Annotated in this window: 17 protein-coding genes; 7 read left to right on the forward strand and 10 right to left on the reverse strand. The window is 76.2% G+C overall.

Going from position 1 to position 17686, the window contains the following annotated elements; genetic code table 11:
• Position 1: 1 nt before the first annotated feature.
• The 5 genes from AD017_RS25095 to AD017_RS25115 form a co-directional block, all read right to left on the reverse strand.
• Complete coding sequence (locus AD017_RS25095) at positions 2–652, reverse strand: alpha/beta fold hydrolase (RefSeq protein WP_227012869.1); 651 nt, start codon at positions 650–652, stop codon at positions 2–4.
• A gap of 210 nt (positions 653–862) precedes the next feature.
• Complete coding sequence (locus AD017_RS25100) at positions 863–1492, reverse strand: TetR/AcrR family transcriptional regulator (protein ID WP_010234245.1); 630 nt, start codon at positions 1490–1492, stop codon at positions 863–865.
• Complete coding sequence (locus tag AD017_RS25105) at positions 1485–3413, reverse strand: MFS transporter (protein ID WP_139323894.1); 1929 nt, start codon at positions 3411–3413, stop codon at positions 1485–1487. Before AD017_RS25105 ends, AD017_RS25100 begins: the two co-directional genes overlap by 8 nt.
• A gap of 101 nt (positions 3414–3514) precedes the next feature.
• Entirely contained in the window at positions 3515–4783 is a 1269-nt protein-coding gene (locus AD017_RS25110; protein WP_060575755.1) for a sensor histidine kinase, read from the reverse strand.
• Positions 4780–5397 (reverse strand): response regulator transcription factor, encoded by a 618-nt coding sequence (locus AD017_RS25115; protein ID WP_060575756.1) that lies wholly within the window; start codon positions 5395–5397, stop codon positions 4780–4782. The genes AD017_RS25110 and AD017_RS25115 overlap by 4 nt, the downstream gene beginning before the upstream one ends.
• Positions 5398–5526: 129 nt before the next feature.
• Here AD017_RS25115 and AD017_RS25120 point away from each other — a divergent pair, with 129 nt between their 5' ends.
• The 3 genes from AD017_RS25120 (at position 5527) to AD017_RS25130 (ending at position 9256) form a co-directional block, all read left to right on the forward strand.
• The gene (locus tag AD017_RS25120) at positions 5527–6573 is read left to right on the forward strand and encodes an iron ABC transporter substrate-binding protein (protein ID WP_227012579.1); all 1047 of its coding nucleotides are present in this window, start codon (positions 5527–5529) and stop codon (positions 6571–6573) included.
• Positions 6574–6719: 146 nt separating this feature from the next.
• Complete coding sequence (locus AD017_RS37275; protein WP_304438053.1) at positions 6720–8150, forward strand: iron ABC transporter permease; 1431 nt, start codon at positions 6720–6722, stop codon at positions 8148–8150.
• A complete protein-coding gene (locus AD017_RS25130) occupies positions 8147–9256 on the forward strand; it encodes an ABC transporter ATP-binding protein (protein ID WP_060575757.1) in 1110 nt (369 codons plus the stop codon). Before AD017_RS37275 ends, AD017_RS25130 begins: the two co-directional genes overlap by 4 nt.
• A gap of 22 nt (positions 9257–9278) precedes the next feature.
• Here the strand turns inward: AD017_RS25130 and AD017_RS25135 are convergent, their stop codons facing one another.
• A complete protein-coding gene (locus AD017_RS25135; RefSeq protein WP_060575758.1) occupies positions 9279–10226 on the reverse strand; it encodes a fatty acid desaturase in 948 nt (315 codons plus the stop codon).
• Positions 10227–10381: 155 nt separating this feature from the next.
• On the opposite strand from AD017_RS25135, the gene AD017_RS25140 reads away from it, so the two are divergent.
• The 4 genes from AD017_RS25140 to AD017_RS25150 all read left to right on the forward strand — a co-directional run bounded on the left by AD017_RS25140 (position 10382) and on the right by AD017_RS25150 (position 13005).
• Positions 10382–11290, forward strand: a complete 909-nt coding sequence (locus tag AD017_RS25140) for an oxaloacetate decarboxylase (protein WP_010224463.1) — start codon at positions 10382–10384, stop codon at positions 11288–11290.
• Positions 11291–11562: 272 nt separating this feature from the next.
• Positions 11563–11697: a hypothetical protein gene (locus tag AD017_RS37090; protein WP_255357021.1), complete on the forward strand. Its 135-nt coding sequence runs from the start codon at positions 11563–11565 to the stop codon at positions 11695–11697.
• Entirely contained in the window at positions 11694–12362 is a 669-nt protein-coding gene (locus tag AD017_RS25145; protein WP_060575759.1) for a hypothetical protein, read from the forward strand. The genes AD017_RS37090 and AD017_RS25145 overlap by 4 nt, the downstream gene beginning before the upstream one ends.
• Before the next feature lie 154 nt (positions 12363–12516).
• Complete coding sequence (locus tag AD017_RS25150) at positions 12517–13005, forward strand: STAS domain-containing protein (RefSeq protein ID WP_060575760.1); 489 nt, start codon at positions 12517–12519, stop codon at positions 13003–13005.
• Between the two features lie 13 nt (positions 13006–13018).
• Here the strand turns inward: AD017_RS25150 and AD017_RS25155 are convergent, their stop codons facing one another.
• From AD017_RS25155 to AD017_RS25170, 4 genes are read right to left on the reverse strand one after another with little or no spacing between them, the layout of a single operon-like run.
• Positions 13019–14170 (reverse strand): glycerate kinase, encoded by a 1152-nt coding sequence (locus AD017_RS25155; RefSeq protein WP_060575761.1) that lies wholly within the window; start codon positions 14168–14170, stop codon positions 13019–13021.
• A complete protein-coding gene (gcl, locus tag AD017_RS25160) occupies positions 14167–15981 on the reverse strand; it encodes a glyoxylate carboligase (RefSeq protein WP_060575762.1) in 1815 nt (604 codons plus the stop codon). The genes AD017_RS25155 and gcl overlap by 4 nt, the downstream gene beginning before the upstream one ends.
• Positions 15978–16856 carry a 2-hydroxy-3-oxopropionate reductase gene (locus AD017_RS25165; RefSeq protein WP_010228197.1) on the reverse strand — a complete coding sequence of 293 codons (879 nt, stop codon included), beginning with the start codon at positions 16854–16856 and terminating at the stop codon, positions 15978–15980. The genes gcl and AD017_RS25165 overlap by 4 nt, the downstream gene beginning before the upstream one ends.
• Positions 16853–17668, reverse strand: coding sequence for a hydroxypyruvate isomerase family protein (locus AD017_RS25170; RefSeq protein ID WP_082398920.1), 816 nt, complete (start codon positions 17666–17668; stop codon positions 16853–16855). The genes AD017_RS25165 and AD017_RS25170 overlap by 4 nt, the downstream gene beginning before the upstream one ends.
• Positions 17669–17686 lie beyond the last annotated feature (18 nt).

Raw genomic sequence — 17686 nt, forward strand, 5'->3', positions numbered from 1 at the left:
CTCAGCCCCCGGTGGCCCGGCGTGCCCAGGACACCAGCTCCGGCACGGTCGTGCCGGGCTCGCGGGCCCAGCCGAAGTGCGGGCGCCTGCCGCCGGCCGGGAGCCGGCGGCGCGTGACGTCGGCGGAGCGGAACATCCCGATCAGCGCCTCCGCCGACGCGGGCGGGGCGAGCCGGTCGCCCTCGAAGGTCACTCCCAGGACGGGCAGGTGGACGGCCGCGATCGACGGTCCGTGGTCGACCCGCGGGGTCCCGAACGCCAGCCGCCCCGTCCGGGCCCACCGGCCCCAGTCGGCCATCTGGCCGCGCGCCTCACGCCCGGCGAAGCCGACCCGGTCGCCGGGGAAGTGCCCCAGCAACCGCGACGTGGCGACGGCCGCCTGGGTCCGCAGCAGGTGCACCGGCCCCCACGCCCGCCAGTGCACGCTGCCCGACGCGACGAGCGCGAGGCCCTCGACCCGGTCCGGGTGCCGGGCGGCGTACGCGGCCGCCAGGTGCCCGCCGAGGCTGTGCCCGACGAGCAGTACCGGCGCGCCGGGCAGCTGCTCCCGCACCGTGTCGACGGCGGCGGAGAGGTCGCCGACGAGGTCGTCGTAGCCGTGGTCGTTCCGGCGTGACGGCGGGGGAGCGGGCCGGGCCTGGTGCCCGCGCAGCTCGGTGACCGCGGCGGACGTCCCGGCCTCCGCAGCGCGGTGAGCAGCGGCGTGTAGAACGACGCCCGCATCCCCATTGCCGGCACGACCAGCAGGACGGGCGCCGCCGGGTCGTCGGCGGCGTGCACGGTCAGCTCGAGCGGCGCCGGTGTGGGCAGCGCCAGGGTCGTGACGGTCACGCCCGTGATGATCCCCGGCGGCCCGGCCGGATCAGGCCGGGGCCCCGGCGACGGCGCGCAGGCCACCGTCGAACACGGCCATCGCCTCGTCGACCAGCTCGGTGAGCTCGGGCCCGCGCGGATCGGGGCCGTGGTCGCCGAGCCAGTGCTGCACCGCCACCCGCAGCCCGGTGACGGCCGCGGCCGCGGCGAGCGTCGGGAACAGGTCCCGGGCCGGGTCGGTCCCGGTCCGGGTGACGACGGCGGCGGCGAGCGCCTGCTCCTGCGCCGCGAACGCCGCCATGTGGTGCGCCACGACGGTCGGGTACTCGCGCAGCGCCCGCATCTGCCGGACCCGGCCGAGATAGCCGGGATCGGTGACGACGGCGCGCAGCGCGTGCCGGAGCGCCACGACGACCGGCTCGTCGTCGGGCCGGGTGGTGAACGCGGCCACCAGGGTGTCGGCGGTCGCCGCGTTCCCCGCGACGATCGCCTCCTCCTTCGAGGTGAAGTAGTTGAAGAAGGTGCGCGGGGCGACGTCGGCGGCGTCGGCGATCTGCTCGACGGTCACCTGGTCGAGACCGCGTTCGCTGCACAGCTGCAACGCCGCGGCGGCCAGCGCCGCCCGGGTCGCGGCCTTCTTCCGTTCCCGGCGCCCGGGCGGCGCCTGCTGCTCAGACACGGTCGGCCCGCGCGTTCTCCCGTGCCGGCCGGTCGATCACCGAGACGACCTCGGGCCGGACCGGCCCGGCCGAGGGGGCCAGGTCGACGTCGAACCGCAGGCCGGTCGCGGGGACGGTCAGCCGGTGCGCGGCGGGGCGGCCGTCCCACCGGTAGACCGTGGAGACGGTGCCGGTCGCGACGCAGACGCGGTACCGGCCGTCGTCGTCGGCGCGGGTGCGGCCGACCTCGGTCCCGTTGCGGTCGAGGACGGTGAGGACCGCCCCCGGTGCGGGGACCCCGTCGGCGCGGACGACGCCGTGCAGCACCGGGCCGGGCGCCGCGCCGTGCGTGTCGTCGCGGCGGACCGCCGGTGCCGCGGCTGTGCCCTCGGCCGGGGTCTCCGGCTCCAGGTCGATGGTGTCGCGCAGCGGCTGCTCGCGCAGGAACAGGATCGCGATCAGCGCGAGCAGACCCAGCGGCGCGGCGACCAGGAAGATCTCCGCGATCGCGTGGCCGTAGGAGTCCATGACGATCGAGCGGACCGGCTCGGGCAGCTCCGCGATGTTCGGGACCTGACCGCCCTGCGTGGCCCCGCCGCCGTCGACACCGGCTGCGGCGAGCCCCGACGACGTCCGTGTCGCGACCACCGAGGCGAGCAGCGCGCCGAGACCGGCGACGCCCGCCGAGCCACCGAGGGACCGGAAGAAGGTCACCGTCGAGCTGGCGGCGCCCATGTTCCGCAGCGCCACGGTGTTCTGCACGGCCAGCACGAGGTTCTGCTGGGTCATGCCGACGCCGAGGCCGACCAGCAGCATGGCGAGCCCGACCTGCCAGTAGGGCACGGTCGAGGAGATGACCGTGGCGCCGAGGGTGAGGCCGGCGGTGAGGAACACGCCGCCCATCACGAGGTAGCGCTTCCAGCGCCCGTAGCGGCTGATCAGCTGTCCCGCGACGTTCGAGGCCAGGAACATGCCGACGATCATCGGCAGGGTGAGCACGCCGGCCTCGGTCGCCGTGGCGCCCCGGGCGAGCTGGAAGTACTGCGACAGGAAGATCGTCGAGCCGAACATCGCGACGCCGACGAAGAGGCTGGCGACGGTGGCGAGCACGAACGTCCGGTCCCGGAACAGGAACGGCGGGACGACCGGGTCCTTGGCGCGGCGCTCGACGAGGACCGCCAGCGCCAGCAGCACCACACCGCCGCCGACCAGGCCGAACGACAGCGGCGACGACCACTCGAACTGCTTGCCGCCGAGCGAGGTCCACAGCAGCATCGCGGAGACGCCCGCCGCGATGAGCAGGGCGCCGACGTAGTCGATCGAGACGTCGTCGCGGCGCTCGGTCGGGACGTTCAGCGTGCGCTGCAGCACGACCAGCGAGATCGCGGCCAGCGGGACGCCCACGAAGAAGCACCAGCGCCAGCCGAGCGGGGAGTCGACGATGACGCCGCCGAGCAGCGGGCCGCCGACCACCGCGAGCGACATGATCGCCGACAGGTAGCCCATGTACCGGCCGCGCTCGCGCGGGGTGATGATCGCCGCGATGACGACCTGGGTCAGCGCCTGCAGCCCGCCCATGCCCAGGCCCTGGAGCACCCGGAAGCCGATGAGCTGCGAGGTCTCGGTGGCCAGGCCGCACAGCAGCGAGCCGATCAGGAAGATCCCGATCGCGGCCTGGACGAGCAGCTTCTTGGAGTAGAGGTCGGCGAGCTTGCCCCAGATCGGGGTGGACGCCGTCATCGCGAGGAGCGAGGCCGAGACGACCCAGGTGTACTCGGCCTGGGTACCACCCAGGTCGCCGAGGATCCGCGGCAGCGCGTTGGACACGATCGTGCTGGAGAGCACGCCCACGAACAGGGCCATGAGCAGACCGCTGAGCGGGAGCAGCACGGCGCGGCGGTGGGCGGCGGCCTCCTCCGGAGAGCGAGTAGTTGACGTCACGCAACTATCGTACGCGGCGAACGTGCACGATGCGCAAGTTTGCCGAGAGTGCGACGGCGCACATCACGCACACATCGGTCGCGCGCCCCGCCCGTGCGGGGTCAGCGGCCGTCCGGGAGGTCGACGGTCACCGTGGTCCCGCTGCCCGGGGCGCTGCGGACGGTGACCTCCCCACCGGCGTCGCGGGCGGCGTCGCGCACGAGCAGCAGGCCGATGTGCCCCGGCTCGGGGCCACGGCCCGGGTCGAACCCGGTGCCGTCGTCGGTGACGGTGAGCCGGGCCCGGCCACCCCCGACCGCGAGGTCCACCCCCACGGCCGACGCCGCGGCGTGCGCGCGGACGTTGCGCAGCAGCTCGCCGGCGATCCGGTGCAGCAGGACCGCGGTGGCGTCCGGGAGGCCCGCCGCGCCGGGGACGGCGACGCTCGCGCGGGGCTCCCCGCCGGCGGCCAGCCGGTGCAGCGCGTCCGGGAGACCCGCCGCGTCGACGTCGGCGGGGAGCAGGTCGTCGAGAACCGAGCGGATCCGGAGCACGCCGTCGCCGACGGTCTCCCGTGCCCGGCTCACCAGCTCCGGCCGGGCCGGGGCGAGATCCAGCATCAGCCCGGCCGAGGCCAGGCCGGGGAGGACGTCGTCGTGCAGGCGGCGGGCCAGGTCGCGGCGTGCGAGCTCCCCGGCGGCGAGCCCGTAGCGGGCCGCGTCCCGGCGTTCGATCCGTTCCCGCTCCCGGCGCCGCGCCAGCGCGACCGACAGCGGCAGCACCGCGAGTGCGACGGCCAGCAGCCCGCCCACCACGGGTGGCACCAGCAGGCCCACGGCGCGAGCCGTCGAGCCCTCGACGTCGACCGGGACGTAGACCTCCACCCGGGCCGGCCGACCCGCCGCGTCGGTGAACCCCAGGAACACCTCGCGCAGCCCGCCGCCCTGTTCGAAGCGGTGCTCGGGGTCGTCGGGCACCGCGAGGACGACGGCAGCGCCACCGTCGAGCCGGGCGGCCAGGTCGGGATCGAACCGCCGGGTGAACCCCTCCAGCCGCGGCTCGTCGGAGAACACCACCCGCGCCGACGGGCCCTCCACCAGCCAGATCTTCACCCGGCTCACCATGCCGACCGTCCGGAACGGGGCGAGGTCCGCCAGCAGCCGGTCCCGCGCCGCCGGGCCGGCGGCGGCCAGGTCGCGGTCCGCCAGCGGCACGACGACGGCCGCGGCGACCCGGCGTGAGACCTGCTCCGCCCGTCGCTCCGCCTCGTCGTGGGCCAGCCACCAGACCCCGGCGGTGACGAGCGCGCACACCAGGGCCGCCGCCGCGACGGTGCCCAGGACGTGCCCGAGCAACGCCCGCCGGACCGGGTGCGGGCCGGTCCGGCTCATCGGCCGCCGGCCAGGGGCTCGCCCTCCGGATCGAGCGCGACCAGGCCGAGACGTTCGGCCGTGACCACCGCCTCCAGCTGCGAGCGGGCGTCGAGCTTGCCGAGCAGCGCCCGGACGTGGTCGCGCACCGTGTGCACGGACAGTGCGAGCTCGTGGGCGATGCGGGTCGCGTCGCGGCCGCGGGCCAGCGACCCGAGGACGTCACGCTCGCGCGGGGTCAGGTGCGGGAGCTCGAGGACGGCCGTCCCGTGCACGGTCCCGCCGGCCGCGACGGTGCGGACCGCGGCGACGATGCCGGCCAGTGGCGTCTCCTTGCCCAGGAAGCCCGCGGCCCCCGCCGCGCGCGCCCGGCGGGCGGGCTCGGGGCGCGGGTGCGCGGTGAGGACGAGTGTCCGGGCACCCGCCGCGTGCGCGGCCGGGAGCAGGCTGAGACCGCCACCGGGGAGGCGGACGTCGAGCACGACGACGTCGCAGCCGTCGAGCAGGGCGTGCGCCGCGTCGACCGTGTGCGCCACACCGGTGACGCCGATCCCGGGTTCGGCCCCCAGGCCGAGGACGAGCAGGTCGGTGAAGGACCGGTGGTCGTCGACCAGCAGCACCCGCAGCACGGCCACGCACCCCCTCAATTCTCGGGAGATCCCCCCACCGTCGACCGAGGTTAGCCTGCCCTCGCCCGGAACGGGAGTGATCGGACACCCGACGCGTTCCGGACACCCCGCCATGAGAATCCGGAGGACTCCGACGTGATCCGATCCCCGAAGCGCGGCCTGGCGGCGGGCGCGCTGCTCGCCGTCTCGCTGCTGGTCACCGCGTGCGGTGGCGGCGCCCCCGCTCCGGCCGAGCCGGCGGCGAGCCCGGCCGCCGAGGGGCCACGCACCCTGACCCTCTACTCCGGACGGGACGAGGAGCTGATCGCCCCGCTGATCCAGCAGTTCCAGCAGCAGAGCGGGATCACCGTCGACACCCGCTACGGCTCCACCACCGAGCTGGCCGCGCAGATCCAGGAGGAGGGCGACGGCACCCCGGCGCAGGTCTACCTGTCCCAGGACGCGGGTGCCCTCGGCGTCCTCGCCGGGGCCGGGCGGTTCGCGCCGCTGCCCGCCGACGTCGCCGGTGCAGTGCCCGCCGGGTTCACCTCCACCGACGGGACGTGGGTCGGGCTGACCGGCCGGGCCCGCGTCGTCGCCTACGACAGCCAGGACGTCCCCGAGGCGGAGGCACCGGGTGACGTGCGGGAGCTGACCGACCCGAAGTGGCGTGGGCGGGTCGGGTACGCGCCGACCAACGCGTCGTTCCAGGCGTTCGTCACGGCCATGCGGGTCACCGACGGCGAGGAGGCCACCCGGCAGTGGCTGACCGCGCTGGCGGCGAACGAGCCACAGGTCTTCGAGCGCAACGGTGCCGTGCTGGAGGCGGTGGAGGCGGGCACCGTCGACGCCGGCCTGATCAACCACTACTACTGGACCAGCGCGGAGACCCCGATGCAGCGCGCGAAGCTCCGGTTCGGGGATCCGGGCACCGCGAGCGCGCTGGTCAACGTCACCGGCGCCGGCATCCTCACCGGGGCGGCGCAGTCCGCGGAGGCACAGGAGCTCGTCCGGTTCCTGGTCTCCGAGCCCGCGCAGCGGTACTTCGCCGAGGAGACCACCGAGTACCCGCTGGTCGCGGGCGTGCCGGGACCCCAGGGCGTGCCGGCGCTCGCCGAGCTCGCGGGTCCCGAGCTCGACCTGTCCGATCTCGCCTCGCTCGACGAGACCACCCGGATGATGACCGAGGCCGGGCTGCTCTGAGCGCACCCGCCGCCGTCCGCCCGGCCGGGGCCCCGGAGCACACCGCTCCGGGCGTCCCGGCCGCGCGGCGCTCCCGGACCCCGCGGACGCTGTCGGCCGCCGGGGCGTCCGTCGCCGCACTCGCCGCGCTGCCGCTCGTCTGGCTGGTGGTCCGCGTCGGGGAGGCCGCACCCGAGCGGGTCCGGTCGCTGCTCGTCCGCGAGCGCACCCTCCAGCTCGCGGTGAACTCCGGTGTCCTCGTGCTCGGCGTGTCCGCCGGCTGCCTCGTCCTCGGCCTCGGGACGGCGGCGCTGCTGGTCCGCCTCCGGCTGCCCTGGCCGCGGCTGTGGTGGGTGCTCGCCGCGCTGCCGCTGGCCGTGCCGTCCTACCTGCTCGCGTTCGCCGTGCTCGCCGTGCGGCCGGCGGCGAGCGGGCTGGTTCCGCTCACCCTGGTGCTGGTGGCCGCCTGCACCCCGTACGTGACGCTGCCCGCGGCCGCCGCGCTGCGGGCCGCCGACACCGGCCCCGAGGACGTCGCACGCACCCTCGGCCGGGGCCCGGTCGCCGCGTTCTGCGCGGTGACGCTGCCGCAGGCGCTGCCTGCGGCACTCGCCGGGACACTGCTCGCCGCGCTGTACACGCTGTCGGACTTCGGGGCGCCCGCACTGCTGCGCTACGAGTCCTTCACCTGGGCGGTCCGCGCCGCCTACGAGGGCACGATCGACCGCACCGGCGCCGCGGTGACCGCCCTGGTGCTGGCGGTGCTGACGCTGCTGCTGGTCGCCGCCGAGCGCGCGGCCCGGCGCCGGTTCACCCGGGCCCCCGCGACGACGGCGACCCACCGGATCCCCCCGCACCGTCCCGGTGCCGCCGTGCGGGCGCTCTGCGTGGCCGGGCTCGGCACGGTCGCCGCGCTGACCCTGCTGGCGCCACCGGCGGTGCTGGTGGGGCGGATCGTCGCGGCGGGTGGTGTCGGTGCCGACCTGCCCCGGCTGCTGACGGCGGCGGGCTGGACGCTGCTGCTGTCCGGCGCCGCTGCGGTGCTCGCGGTGCTCCTGGCCCTGCCGGTCGGGGTGCTGGCCGCGCGCCACCGCTCGCGCGTCGTGGCCGCCGTGGAGTCGGTGGCCTACCTGGGGCAGGGGCTGCCGGGCGTCGTCGTCGGGCTGTCGCTGGTGTTCCTGTCGCTGGCCGTCGTGCCCGGGCTCTACCAGACGGCGCCGGTGCTGGTGTTCGGCTACGCCCTGCTGTTCCTGCCGAAGGCGCTGGGGGCGGTGCGGTCGTCGGTGGAGCGGGTGCCGGTGGAGGTCGAGGAGGTGGCCCGCACGCTGGGGCGCAGCGCGTCCGGCACGTGGTGGACGGTGACGGCGCGCCAGGCGTGGCCGGGGGTCGCCGCGGGCGGGCTGCTGGTGACGGTGACGGCGATGAAGGAGCTGCCCGCGACGCTGATGCTGCGCCCGACCGGGGTGGACACGCTGGCGACCGAGCTGTGGGCGCAGACCGCCCGCGGTGCCTACGGGGCGGCCGCCCCCGCGGCGCTGGCCCTGCTGCTGCTGGCGTGCGTGCCCGCGGCACTGCTGGTCCGGGGGGACCGGGCATGACAGCGGGGGTGACAGCGGGGACGACGCTGTCGGTGCGGGGGATCGTCGCGGGGTACGGCGGCGCGCCCGTCCTGCACGGGGTCGACCTCGACGCCGGTCCCGGCGAGCTGGTGTCGGTGCTCGGGGCGAGTGGCAGCGGGAAGACCACCCTGTTGCGGGTGGTCGCGGGGCTGCACCGGCCGGACGCCGGGACCGTCGGCCTCCTCGGGACCGACGTCACGGGCACGCCCGCCGAGCGGCGCCGGGTCGGCCTCGTCCCGCAGGACGGCGCCCTGTTCTCCCACCTCGACGTGGCCGGCAACGTCGGGTTCGGGCTGCGGGCCGGTGGCCCCGGGCGGTGGCGGCAGGTGGCCGCGGTGCGTGCGGTGCGGCGCCGCCGGGTCGGTGACCTGCTGGAGCTGGTCGGGCTGGCGGACAAGGGGGCCCGGATGCCGCACGAGCTCTCCGGCGGGGAGCGGCGGCGCGTCGCGCTGGCCCGCGCGCTCGCACCGGAGCCGGCGGTCGTCCTGCTCGACGAACCGTTCTCCGCGCTCGACGCCGGCCTCCGCGACCAGGTCAGGGCCGACGCCGTCGCGGCGCTGCGTGCGGCGGGGAGCACTGCCGTCCTGATCACCCACGACCACCGCGAGGCGCTCTCGGTGAGCGACCGGGTCGCCGTCCTCGACGGCGGCGTGCTGGTCCAGACCGCGAGCCCCCGCGAGCTCTACACCGCCCCGGCGACCGCGCGGGTCGCCGGGTTCGTCGGCGAGGCGTCCCTGCTCCCGGCCCACCGCACCGGCGGCGTCGCGACGACGGTCCTGGGCCGCGCGCCGATCCGTCCCGGAACGGCGCCGGACCTGGACGGCCCGGACGGCGCGGTCGTCGTGGTGCTCCGCCCGGAGCAGGTGCTCATCGACGGGCCGACCGCGCCGGGGACACCGGCCGTGGTGGAGCGCACCGAGTTCGGCGGGGAGGCACTGCTGGTCTCGGCACGTCCGGACGGACCGGCAGGACCGCCGGTGCGGGTACGGACGGCCCCGGGGGAGCGGTGGGCACCCGGCGACCGGTGCCGGCTGCGGATCGACGGCGCGGTGCACGCCGTCCCGCCGGCGGCGACCGAGGGGTGACCCCGGGTGCCGCCCGGAGCGGTCAGGCCGTGGCGTCCTCGGTCCGGTTCGCCGCGAGCCGCGCGAGCCGCTTCTCGGTCGGCCACCGGACGTCGTGCGCCCAGCCGAGCCGCTCGAACAGCCGGATCGTCCCGGCGGAGATGTCGATCTCGCCGCGGCCGGCGCCGTGCCGCGCCGACGTCGGGTCCGCGTGGTGCATGTTGTGCCACGACTCGCCCATGCTCGGGATGGCGAGCAGCCAGACGTTGGTCGACCTGTCCCGGGCCCGGTAGGGGCGCTCGCCGATCATGTGGCAGATCGAGTTCGTCGACCAGGCCACGTGGTGCGAGACCGCGACGCGCACCAGCCCGGCCCAGAAGAACGCGGTGAACGCGCCCCACCAGGACCAGGTCACCAGGCCGCCGACCACACCCGGGCCGAACACGGACAGGATCGTGAGCAGGGTGAAGCCGCGGTGCACGCGGTCGATGTCGGGGTCGGCCAGCAGGTCCGGGGTGAACCGGCGCTGGTCGGTCAGCGAGCGGTCGAAGATCCACCCCATGTGGGCGTGCCAGAACCCGCGGACCAGCGCGGAGGGGGAGGTGCCGTACCGCCACGGCGAGTGCGGGTCGCCCTCGGCGTCGGCGTAGGCGTGGTGCCTGCGGTGGTCGGCGACCCAGTGCCGGACCGGTCCCTGCACCGAGAGGCTGCCGGCGACCGCCAGCGCGATCCGCAGCGCCCGGGTCGCCTTGAACGAGCCGTGCGTGAAGTAGCGGTGGAAACCGACCGTCACGCCGAGCATCGACACGACGTACATGCCGATCGCGAGCCCGGCGTCCAGCCAGGTCAGGCCCCATCCCCAGGCGAGCGGGACGGCGGCGACGAGCGCGATCGCCGGGACGATCGCGAAGGCGTAGACGAACAGCTGGGGGACGGGATGGCGGAGACGGTCGGAGAGGTCGCGCGGGGCGACGGGCCGGGGGGCGGTCACGACGTCCGATCATTCCGGGCCGCACCACCGCGGACAGTGGGGAGAACCCCCGTCCCCGGGACGTCGCGACGAGGGTGTCACCCGGCCGGATCCCTGCGTGCGTCCGTGCGGTGCACAGGGTTCACTCACCCCTACGACGACGGAAGGAGCCACCCGTGGCCGACCTGATCAGCCACCCCGCCCCCGGCGACCGGCGTGCCCGGCTGCGCGCCCTGCTCGACGAGGGCGGGCCCGTGCTCGCCCCGGGCGCCTACGACGCGCTGTCCGCCCGGCTCGTCGAGCAGGCGGGTTTCGACGCGGTCTACATGACCGGCTTCGGAACGACGGCGGGCCTGCTCGGCCGTCCGGACGTCGGGCTGCTGGGCGGGGCCGAGATGGCCGCGCACGCGGCCCGGCTGGCCGACGCCGTCGACCTGCCGCTGATCGCCGACGCCGACACCGGCTACGGCAACGCGATCAACGTCATCCGGACGGTCCGTGACTACGAGCGGGCCGGGGTGGCCGCACTGCACCTCGAGGACCAGGTGATGCCGAAGCGGTGCGGGCACCTCGCCGGCAAGCAGGTGGTCCCGGCCGGGGAGATGGCGGCCAAGATCCGGGCCGCGGCCGACGCCCGCACCGATCCGGACCTGCTGATCATCGCCCGGACCGACGCCGCCGCCGTCGACGGACTCGACGCGGCGATCGACCGGGCGCGCCGGTTCGCCGACGCCGGTGCCGACCTGCTGTTCGTGGAGGCGCCGACGTCGGAGGCCGACATCGAGACGGTCGCCACAGCGCTGCAGGGGCACAGGCTGGTGTTCAACTGGGCCGAGGGCGGACGGACCCCGCCGCTCTCCCGCGACCGGCTCGCCGAGCTCGGTTTCGCCCTGGTGCTGTTCCCCGTCGGCACGTTGCTGGCGGCGACCGCGGGCATGACCGAGCTGCTCGCGCGCCTGAAGGCGGACGGGACCCCGGCCGGGATGCTCGACCGGCTCGGCGGGCTGGACGCGTTCGCCGAGCTCGCCGGCATCGGCGAGATCCGCGATCTGGAGCAGACCTACCGGGCCGGCGACGGGGGCTGACCCGTACCCCGGCAGGCGGGAGTCCGAACACGGACCGTTCCGGAAATCGGGACCGGTTGCGTCCCGGCGGGTGGCACCGGACGCCACGAGTGGCACCCGGGGTGTGTCATCACCCACACTCGGACGGTCCGGCACGCCGGTCCGCCGACCTTCCCGAGGCGGCCCTGCGGCAGGACGTGTCCAGTCCCGGCCCTGGCGGTGAACCCATGCCTCAGAACACTCCCCGACTACGAATATGCGAGCGGTGCTGGTCGACCGTGGCGGAAGGATCCGTGTGCCGGATCTTCCGCCACGCCGACCCCGCCGCACCCACCGAGATGCCGACCTTCAGCTACCGGCACCTCGACGGTGACCCCGAGTGCACCGGCGCCCAGCAGCTCGACCTCGGGACGGGGGAGGTCGCGTGAACGGTCCCGCCCGACGGCGCCGGCTGCCGCTGCCGGCGCCGGTCCCGCCGCCCCCGCTCCCGCCGCCGGCCCCGCCGCACGTCGAGCACCTGCGCGAGAACCTGCGACGTGTCCTGGCCGGCCTGCAGTGGCCCGCCTGTCGCTGGCAGGTCATCGCCGAGGCCGAGGCCTGGGGGGTCAGCGGAGTGCTGCGCAACCAGCTCGCACCGCTTCCCGACGGGCGCTACCCGTCGCTCGAGTCGATCCTCGAGATGCTGGCCGCGGTGGCGCGCGGCCGTCTCCGGACCGGGCCCCCGCCCGGGCCGGGTGCCGAGCACCGGCACCGCGGCGACCACGGCGTCGCGCACGTCGTCGCGCACCGGCGGATCGCACCGCGGCCCGCCCGTCGTGCCGCGCTCCGGCCGCACGCCCGCCTGACCCCTGTCCGGCCGACTGCCGCGCGGTGCGTCCCGGCCCCGTGCGCGGTCTGCGGCCTCTCACGACGGTGGCCGGGGCCGGCGGTCCCGAGCGCGCCGACCCCGACCGGGGTACCACCCGCCCGCTCCCCAGCGGCGGGTGGCGGGTCCGTCGTCGGCCGGTGCGACCGACCCGACGAGAGTGCGCCCCGTGCTCCGGTGCTCGTCAGGGCCGAAAGTCCTCCCGGCACCGGTTCCGAAGACCGGTGATGTGTATCACACTCGTTCCGGTGGGTCGCGGCCGGCCCGTCGTGCGGACGACCGGACCGGACCGGTCGTCCGCACGCGGGTGTGGACGCTCCGGCGCCGGGTAGGTCCCCCCGGCGGGCCGTCCGTGCCCGCGACGACGGCGAGGGAGGACGACGTGCAGGTGGATCCGGGGATCGGGCTGGCGGTCGAGACGGCGGCACCCGGGGTGCGGCTGGTCCGGGTCAGCGGACGGCTGGACGGCCCGGGTGTCGCCGCGCTCGGGCGTCTCCTCGACGCCCAGCGCGCGTGCGGCCGGGTCCCGGCGCACCTGGTGGTGGACGTGACCGGGGTGACCGAGTTCGACGGCACCGCGGTCGAGACGCTCGGCTCGCTCGTCGGCCGCACCCGCGGCGGGGCCGTGCACACCCACCTCGCCGGGTGCGGCGGCCGGGCCGAGTTGCTCCCGCTCCCGGCCCGCAGGGTCCTGCTGCGGTGCAGCGCGTACCCGTCCGCGGAGGTCGCGGTCCGCGAGCTCGCGGGGTCCCGCGAACCCGGCGGGACCGCCGGCGTCCCCGCGCCGCGGCGCGCGGACACCCACCGGGTCGACGGGCCGGGCTCCGGCGCCCCGGCCGCCCGGGACCGGGCGGTGGCGACGGGCGGGTGACCCGCCCGCCCTCCTACACGAGGCGGGCGATCGTGGCGCCGACCCGGCGCAGCAGCCGGGCGGCGTCGGTCATCGCCTCCGACCGGTCGGAGGCGAGGTCGACGAGGGCGTGCGCGGCACGGAACCCGGCCGCGCGCACGGCCGCCGGATCGAGCGCGACCTCCCCGGCGACGGCGACGACCGGGACCCCGGCCGCCCGTGCCGCGGCGGCGACACCGGCCGGTGCCTTGCCGTGCAGGGTCTGGCCGTCGAGCCGGCCCTCGCCGGTGACGACGAGCCCGGCGCCGCCGAGCGCGTCGTGGAAGCCGGTCAGGTCCAGCACGGTGCCGAGGCCGGGTCGCAGCGTGGCGCCGCACAGCGCGGTCAGACCGAGCCCGGCCCCGCCCGCGGCGCCCGCGCCGGTGCCGCCCGCGAGTGCCGCCGGGTCGCGGCCTGCCGCGAGTGCTGCCGGGTCGCGGCCTGCCGCTCCGGCGACGACGCGCGCCCACCGGGAGAGCGCCGCGTCGAGCGCGGTGACCTGCGCCGGGTCGGCGCCCTTCTGCGGGCCGTAGACCGCGGCGGCGCCGTCCGGCCCGAGCAGCGGGTTGTCGACGTCCGCGGCGAGGACGATCCGGGTGCCGCGCAGCCGCGGGTGCAGCCCGGTGAGGTCGATCCGGTCGGCCCGCGCGAGCGCGGCGCCGCCCGGCGGGAGGTCCCGGCCGTCGCCGTCCAGGACGCGCGCACCGAGCCCCCGCAGGATCCCGGCGCCACCGTCGGTCGTCGCGCTGCCGCCGAGCCCGACGACCAGCTCCGTCGCCCCCGCACCGAGGGCGTGCGCGAGCACCGTGCCGAGCCCCTCGGTCCCCGCCCCGAGCGGGTCCGGGACGCCGCCGGGCAGCACCGCGAGCCCCGAGGTGGCGGCCAGCTCGACGAGCGCCACCGCACCGCGACGGGCGTAGGTCGCGGTGAGCGGGACCCCGGTGGGGCCGGTCGAGGGCACCGTGACCGGTGTCCAGCCCGCGGCCAGCGCCGCGGCCACGGTGCCCTCACCGCCGTCGGCGACCGGGCAGCGCCGGACCTCCCGGTCCGGCGCCACCCCGGCGATGCCGTCGGCGAGTGCGGCGGCGACCCCGGCCGCGTCGAGCGAGCCCTTGAACTTGTCCGGTGCCAGCAGGATCGCGCTCACCGGCGGTGGCCGACGGCGGTCGGCGCGTCCTCCGGTGTGTGCGCGAGGTCCTCGAACTCGGTCACCGCGTCGATCTCGGCGGTGCCCATCGCGATGTTCGTGACCCGCTCCAGGACGACCTCGACGACCACCGGCACCTTGTGCTCGCGGGCCAGCTGCGACGCCCGGTGCAGGGTGGGCTCCAGCAGCTCCGGGTCGGCGACCCGGAGCGCGACGCAGCCGAGCCCCTCGGCGACCCGGACGTGGTCGACGCCGTAGCCCTTCGGCAGCGCGCTCTCGGGATCGGCGTTGATGTTGTCGAAGCCGAGCTGCACCTCGAAGTCCATGTCGAACGCCCGCTGCGCCTGCCGGATCAGCCCCAGGTAGGAGTTGTTGACCACGACGTGGACGTAGGGGACGCCGAACTGGGCGCCGACCGCCAGCTCCTCGAGCATGAACTGGAAGTCGTAGTCGCCGGACAGCGCGACCACCGGCGTCGACGGGTCGGCGACGGCGGCACCGATCGCGGCCGGGATCGTCCAGCCCAGCGGGCCGGCCTGGCCGCAGTTGACCCAGTGCCGCGGGCGGTAGACGTGCAGGAACTGGGCGGCGGCGATCTGCGAGAGCCCGATCGTCGTGACGTAGCGGGTCTCCGGGCCGAACACCCGGTTCATCTCCTCGTACACCCGCTGCGGCTTGATCGGGATCTCGGTGAAGTGGGTGCGCCGCAGCAGGGTCGCCCGCCGCTCCCGGCACTGTGCCGCCCACTCCGAGCGGTCGGGCAGCGTGCCCGCGTCGCGCCGGCGGCGGGCCTCGTCGAGCAGCACCCGCAGCGCGGCGCCGGCGTCGGAGACGACGCCGTAGTCGGGGGCGAACACCCGTCCGATCTGGGTCGGCTCGATGTCGACGTGCACGAACCGGCGCCCGCGCCGGTAGGTGTCGAGCCCGCCGGTGTGCCGGTTCGCCCACCGGTTGCCGATGCCGAGCACGACGTCGGACTCCAGGAACGTGGCGTTGCCGTAGCGGTGCGCGGTCTGCAGCCCGACCATGCCGGCCGCCAGCGGGTGGTCGTCGGGGATCGTGCCCCAGCCCATCAGCGTCGGCACCACCGGCACGCCGAGCACCTCGGCCAGCTCGACGAGCTCGGCGCTCGCGTCGGCGTTGACGATCCCGCCGCCCGCGACGATCACCGGCCGCTCCCCGGAGCAGAGCAGGTCCAGCATCCTCGACGCCTGCGCCGGGGTGGCAGCGGGCCGGTGCACCGGCAGCGGCGTGTAGGTGTCCGGGTCGAACTCGATCTCGGTCTGCTGCACGTCGACCGGCAGGTCGATCAGGACCGGGCCGGGCCGCCCGGACCGCATCAGGTGGAACGCCTGCGCGAACGCGCCCGGCACCTGCGCGGCCTCCAGCACCGTCATCGCCATCTTCGTGACCGGGGCGGCGATGGCCGTGATGTCGACGGCCTGGAAGTCCTCCTTGTGCAGCCGCGCGACCGGCGCCTGCCCGGTGATCGCCAGGATCGGGATCGAGTCGGCGGCCGCCGAGTACAGGCCGGTGATCATGTCGGTGCCCGCGGGGCCGGACGTCCCGATGCAGACGCCGATGTTCCCCGGGCCCGACCGCGTGTAGCCCTCGGCCATGTGCGCGGCGCCCTCGACGTGCCGGGCCAGCACATGGCCGATCCCGCCCGCGCGGTCGCCGAGCTCGGCGCGGCGGCGGCGCATCGCCGCGTAGAACGGGTTGATCGCCGCCCCCGGGACGCCGAAGGCCTGCGTCGCACCCTCGATCTCCAGGATCCGCACGGCCGCGTCGACGGCCCGCATGCGCGTCACTTCTCCGCCCCGTTCAGGCGCGCGACCGTGCGGAACAGGGCCGAGTGGTCGAGGTCGCCGTCGCCCGCCGCGCGGGTCGCGGCGACGAGCTGGGCGACCAGGGCCGCCACCGGCGTGACGACCCCGGCGCTGCGCGACGCCTCGGACACGATGCCCATGTCCTTGTGGTGCAGGTCGATCCGGAAACCGGGACCGAAGTCGCGGTCCAGCATCTTCGGCGCCTTCTGGTTCAGCACCGCCGATCCGGCGAGCCCGCCGCCGAGCACCTCGACCGCGGCCGGGAGGTCGGCGCCGTGCGCCTCCAGGAACACCAGCGCCTCCGCGAGCAGCGCGATGTTGCCCGCGACGATCAGCTGGTTCGCGGCCTTCACGGTCTGCCCGGCGCCGCTCGGCCCGACGTGCACGACGGTCTTCCCGACGACGTCGAGCAGGGGGCGCGCGTCGGCGACGTCGGCCTCCGCGCCGCCGACCATGATCGAGAGAGCGGCGTTCTCGGCGCCGGCCTGCCCGCCGGACACCGGCGCGTCGATCATCCGCAGCCCCCGGTCCGACGCCTGCGCGGCCAGGTCGCGGGCGACGTCCGGCCGGATCGTCGAGAAGTCCACGATCAGCGTGCCGGGCTTCGCGGCGTCGAACACCCCGTCGGTGAGGACGGAGGTGACGTCCGGCGAGTCCGGCAGCATCAGCGCGACGACGTCGGCACCGTCGACGGCCTCCGCGACCGACGCCGCCGCCCGCCCGCCTGCCTCGACCAGCGCGCGGGTCTTCTCCGGGCTGCGGTTGAACCCGACGACGTCGTGCCCGGCCGCGGCCAGGTGGCGGGCCATCGGACCGCCCATGATCCCGAGTCCGACGAACGCAACGGTCCTGCTCATGCGCGTGCTCCTTCCGGGCGGGCGAGCCAGGCGAACGGCTCGGAGGTGGTGGGCTTGTACTCCAGCGAGATCCGGCCGCGGTAGCCGGCGGCGTGCACCCGGTCGACGAGGCCGGCGATCGGCAGACCGCCGGTGCCGGGCTCGCCGCGTCCCGGGGCGTCGGCGATCTGGACGTGGCCGATCCGGCCGGCGTACCGGTCGATCGCGGCCGCGGGGTCGTCGCCGTTCACGGCCAGGTGGTAGACGTCGAGCAGCAGCCGGACGTCGTCGGACCCGACCCGGTCGAGTACCGCGACGGCGTCGGCCGCGGTCCGCACCGGGTAGGCGTCGACCCCGCTGACCGGCTCGAGCAGCGCGACCGCGCCGATCCGGGCGGCCGCGCGCCCGGCGAGGGCGAGGTGCTCGGCGGCGAGCTCGTCCTGCGCCTCCGGGGCGACGCCGGGGATCCGGTTGCCGTAGAGGGCGTTGAAGCCGGTGGTCCCGAGCCGGGACCCGATCCCGACCGCGACCTCGACGTTGTCGGCGAACGCGGTCGCGCGGTCCGGGTCGGACAGGATCCCGCGCTCGCCGGCGGGCATGTCACCGGCGGCGAAGTTGAGCCCGGTGAGGACGACACCGGCGTCGGACACCGCGGTCACGAACGCGTCGACCTCGTGGTCGGACGGGACGGGCCGGTCGAACGGCCACCAGAACTCGACGGCGTCGAACCCGGCCGCCGCGGCGGCCGCGGGCCGTTCGAGCAGCGGGACGTCGCCGAAGACGATGGAACAGTTGACGGTCAGGGGGAGGGGCGTGGACGGGAACGTGGACACAGTGCCTCCTCGTCGAGG

This window comes from Pseudonocardia sp. EC080619-01, assembly GCF_001420995.1.
Classification (GTDB): domain Bacteria; phylum Actinomycetota; class Actinomycetes; order Mycobacteriales; family Pseudonocardiaceae; genus Pseudonocardia.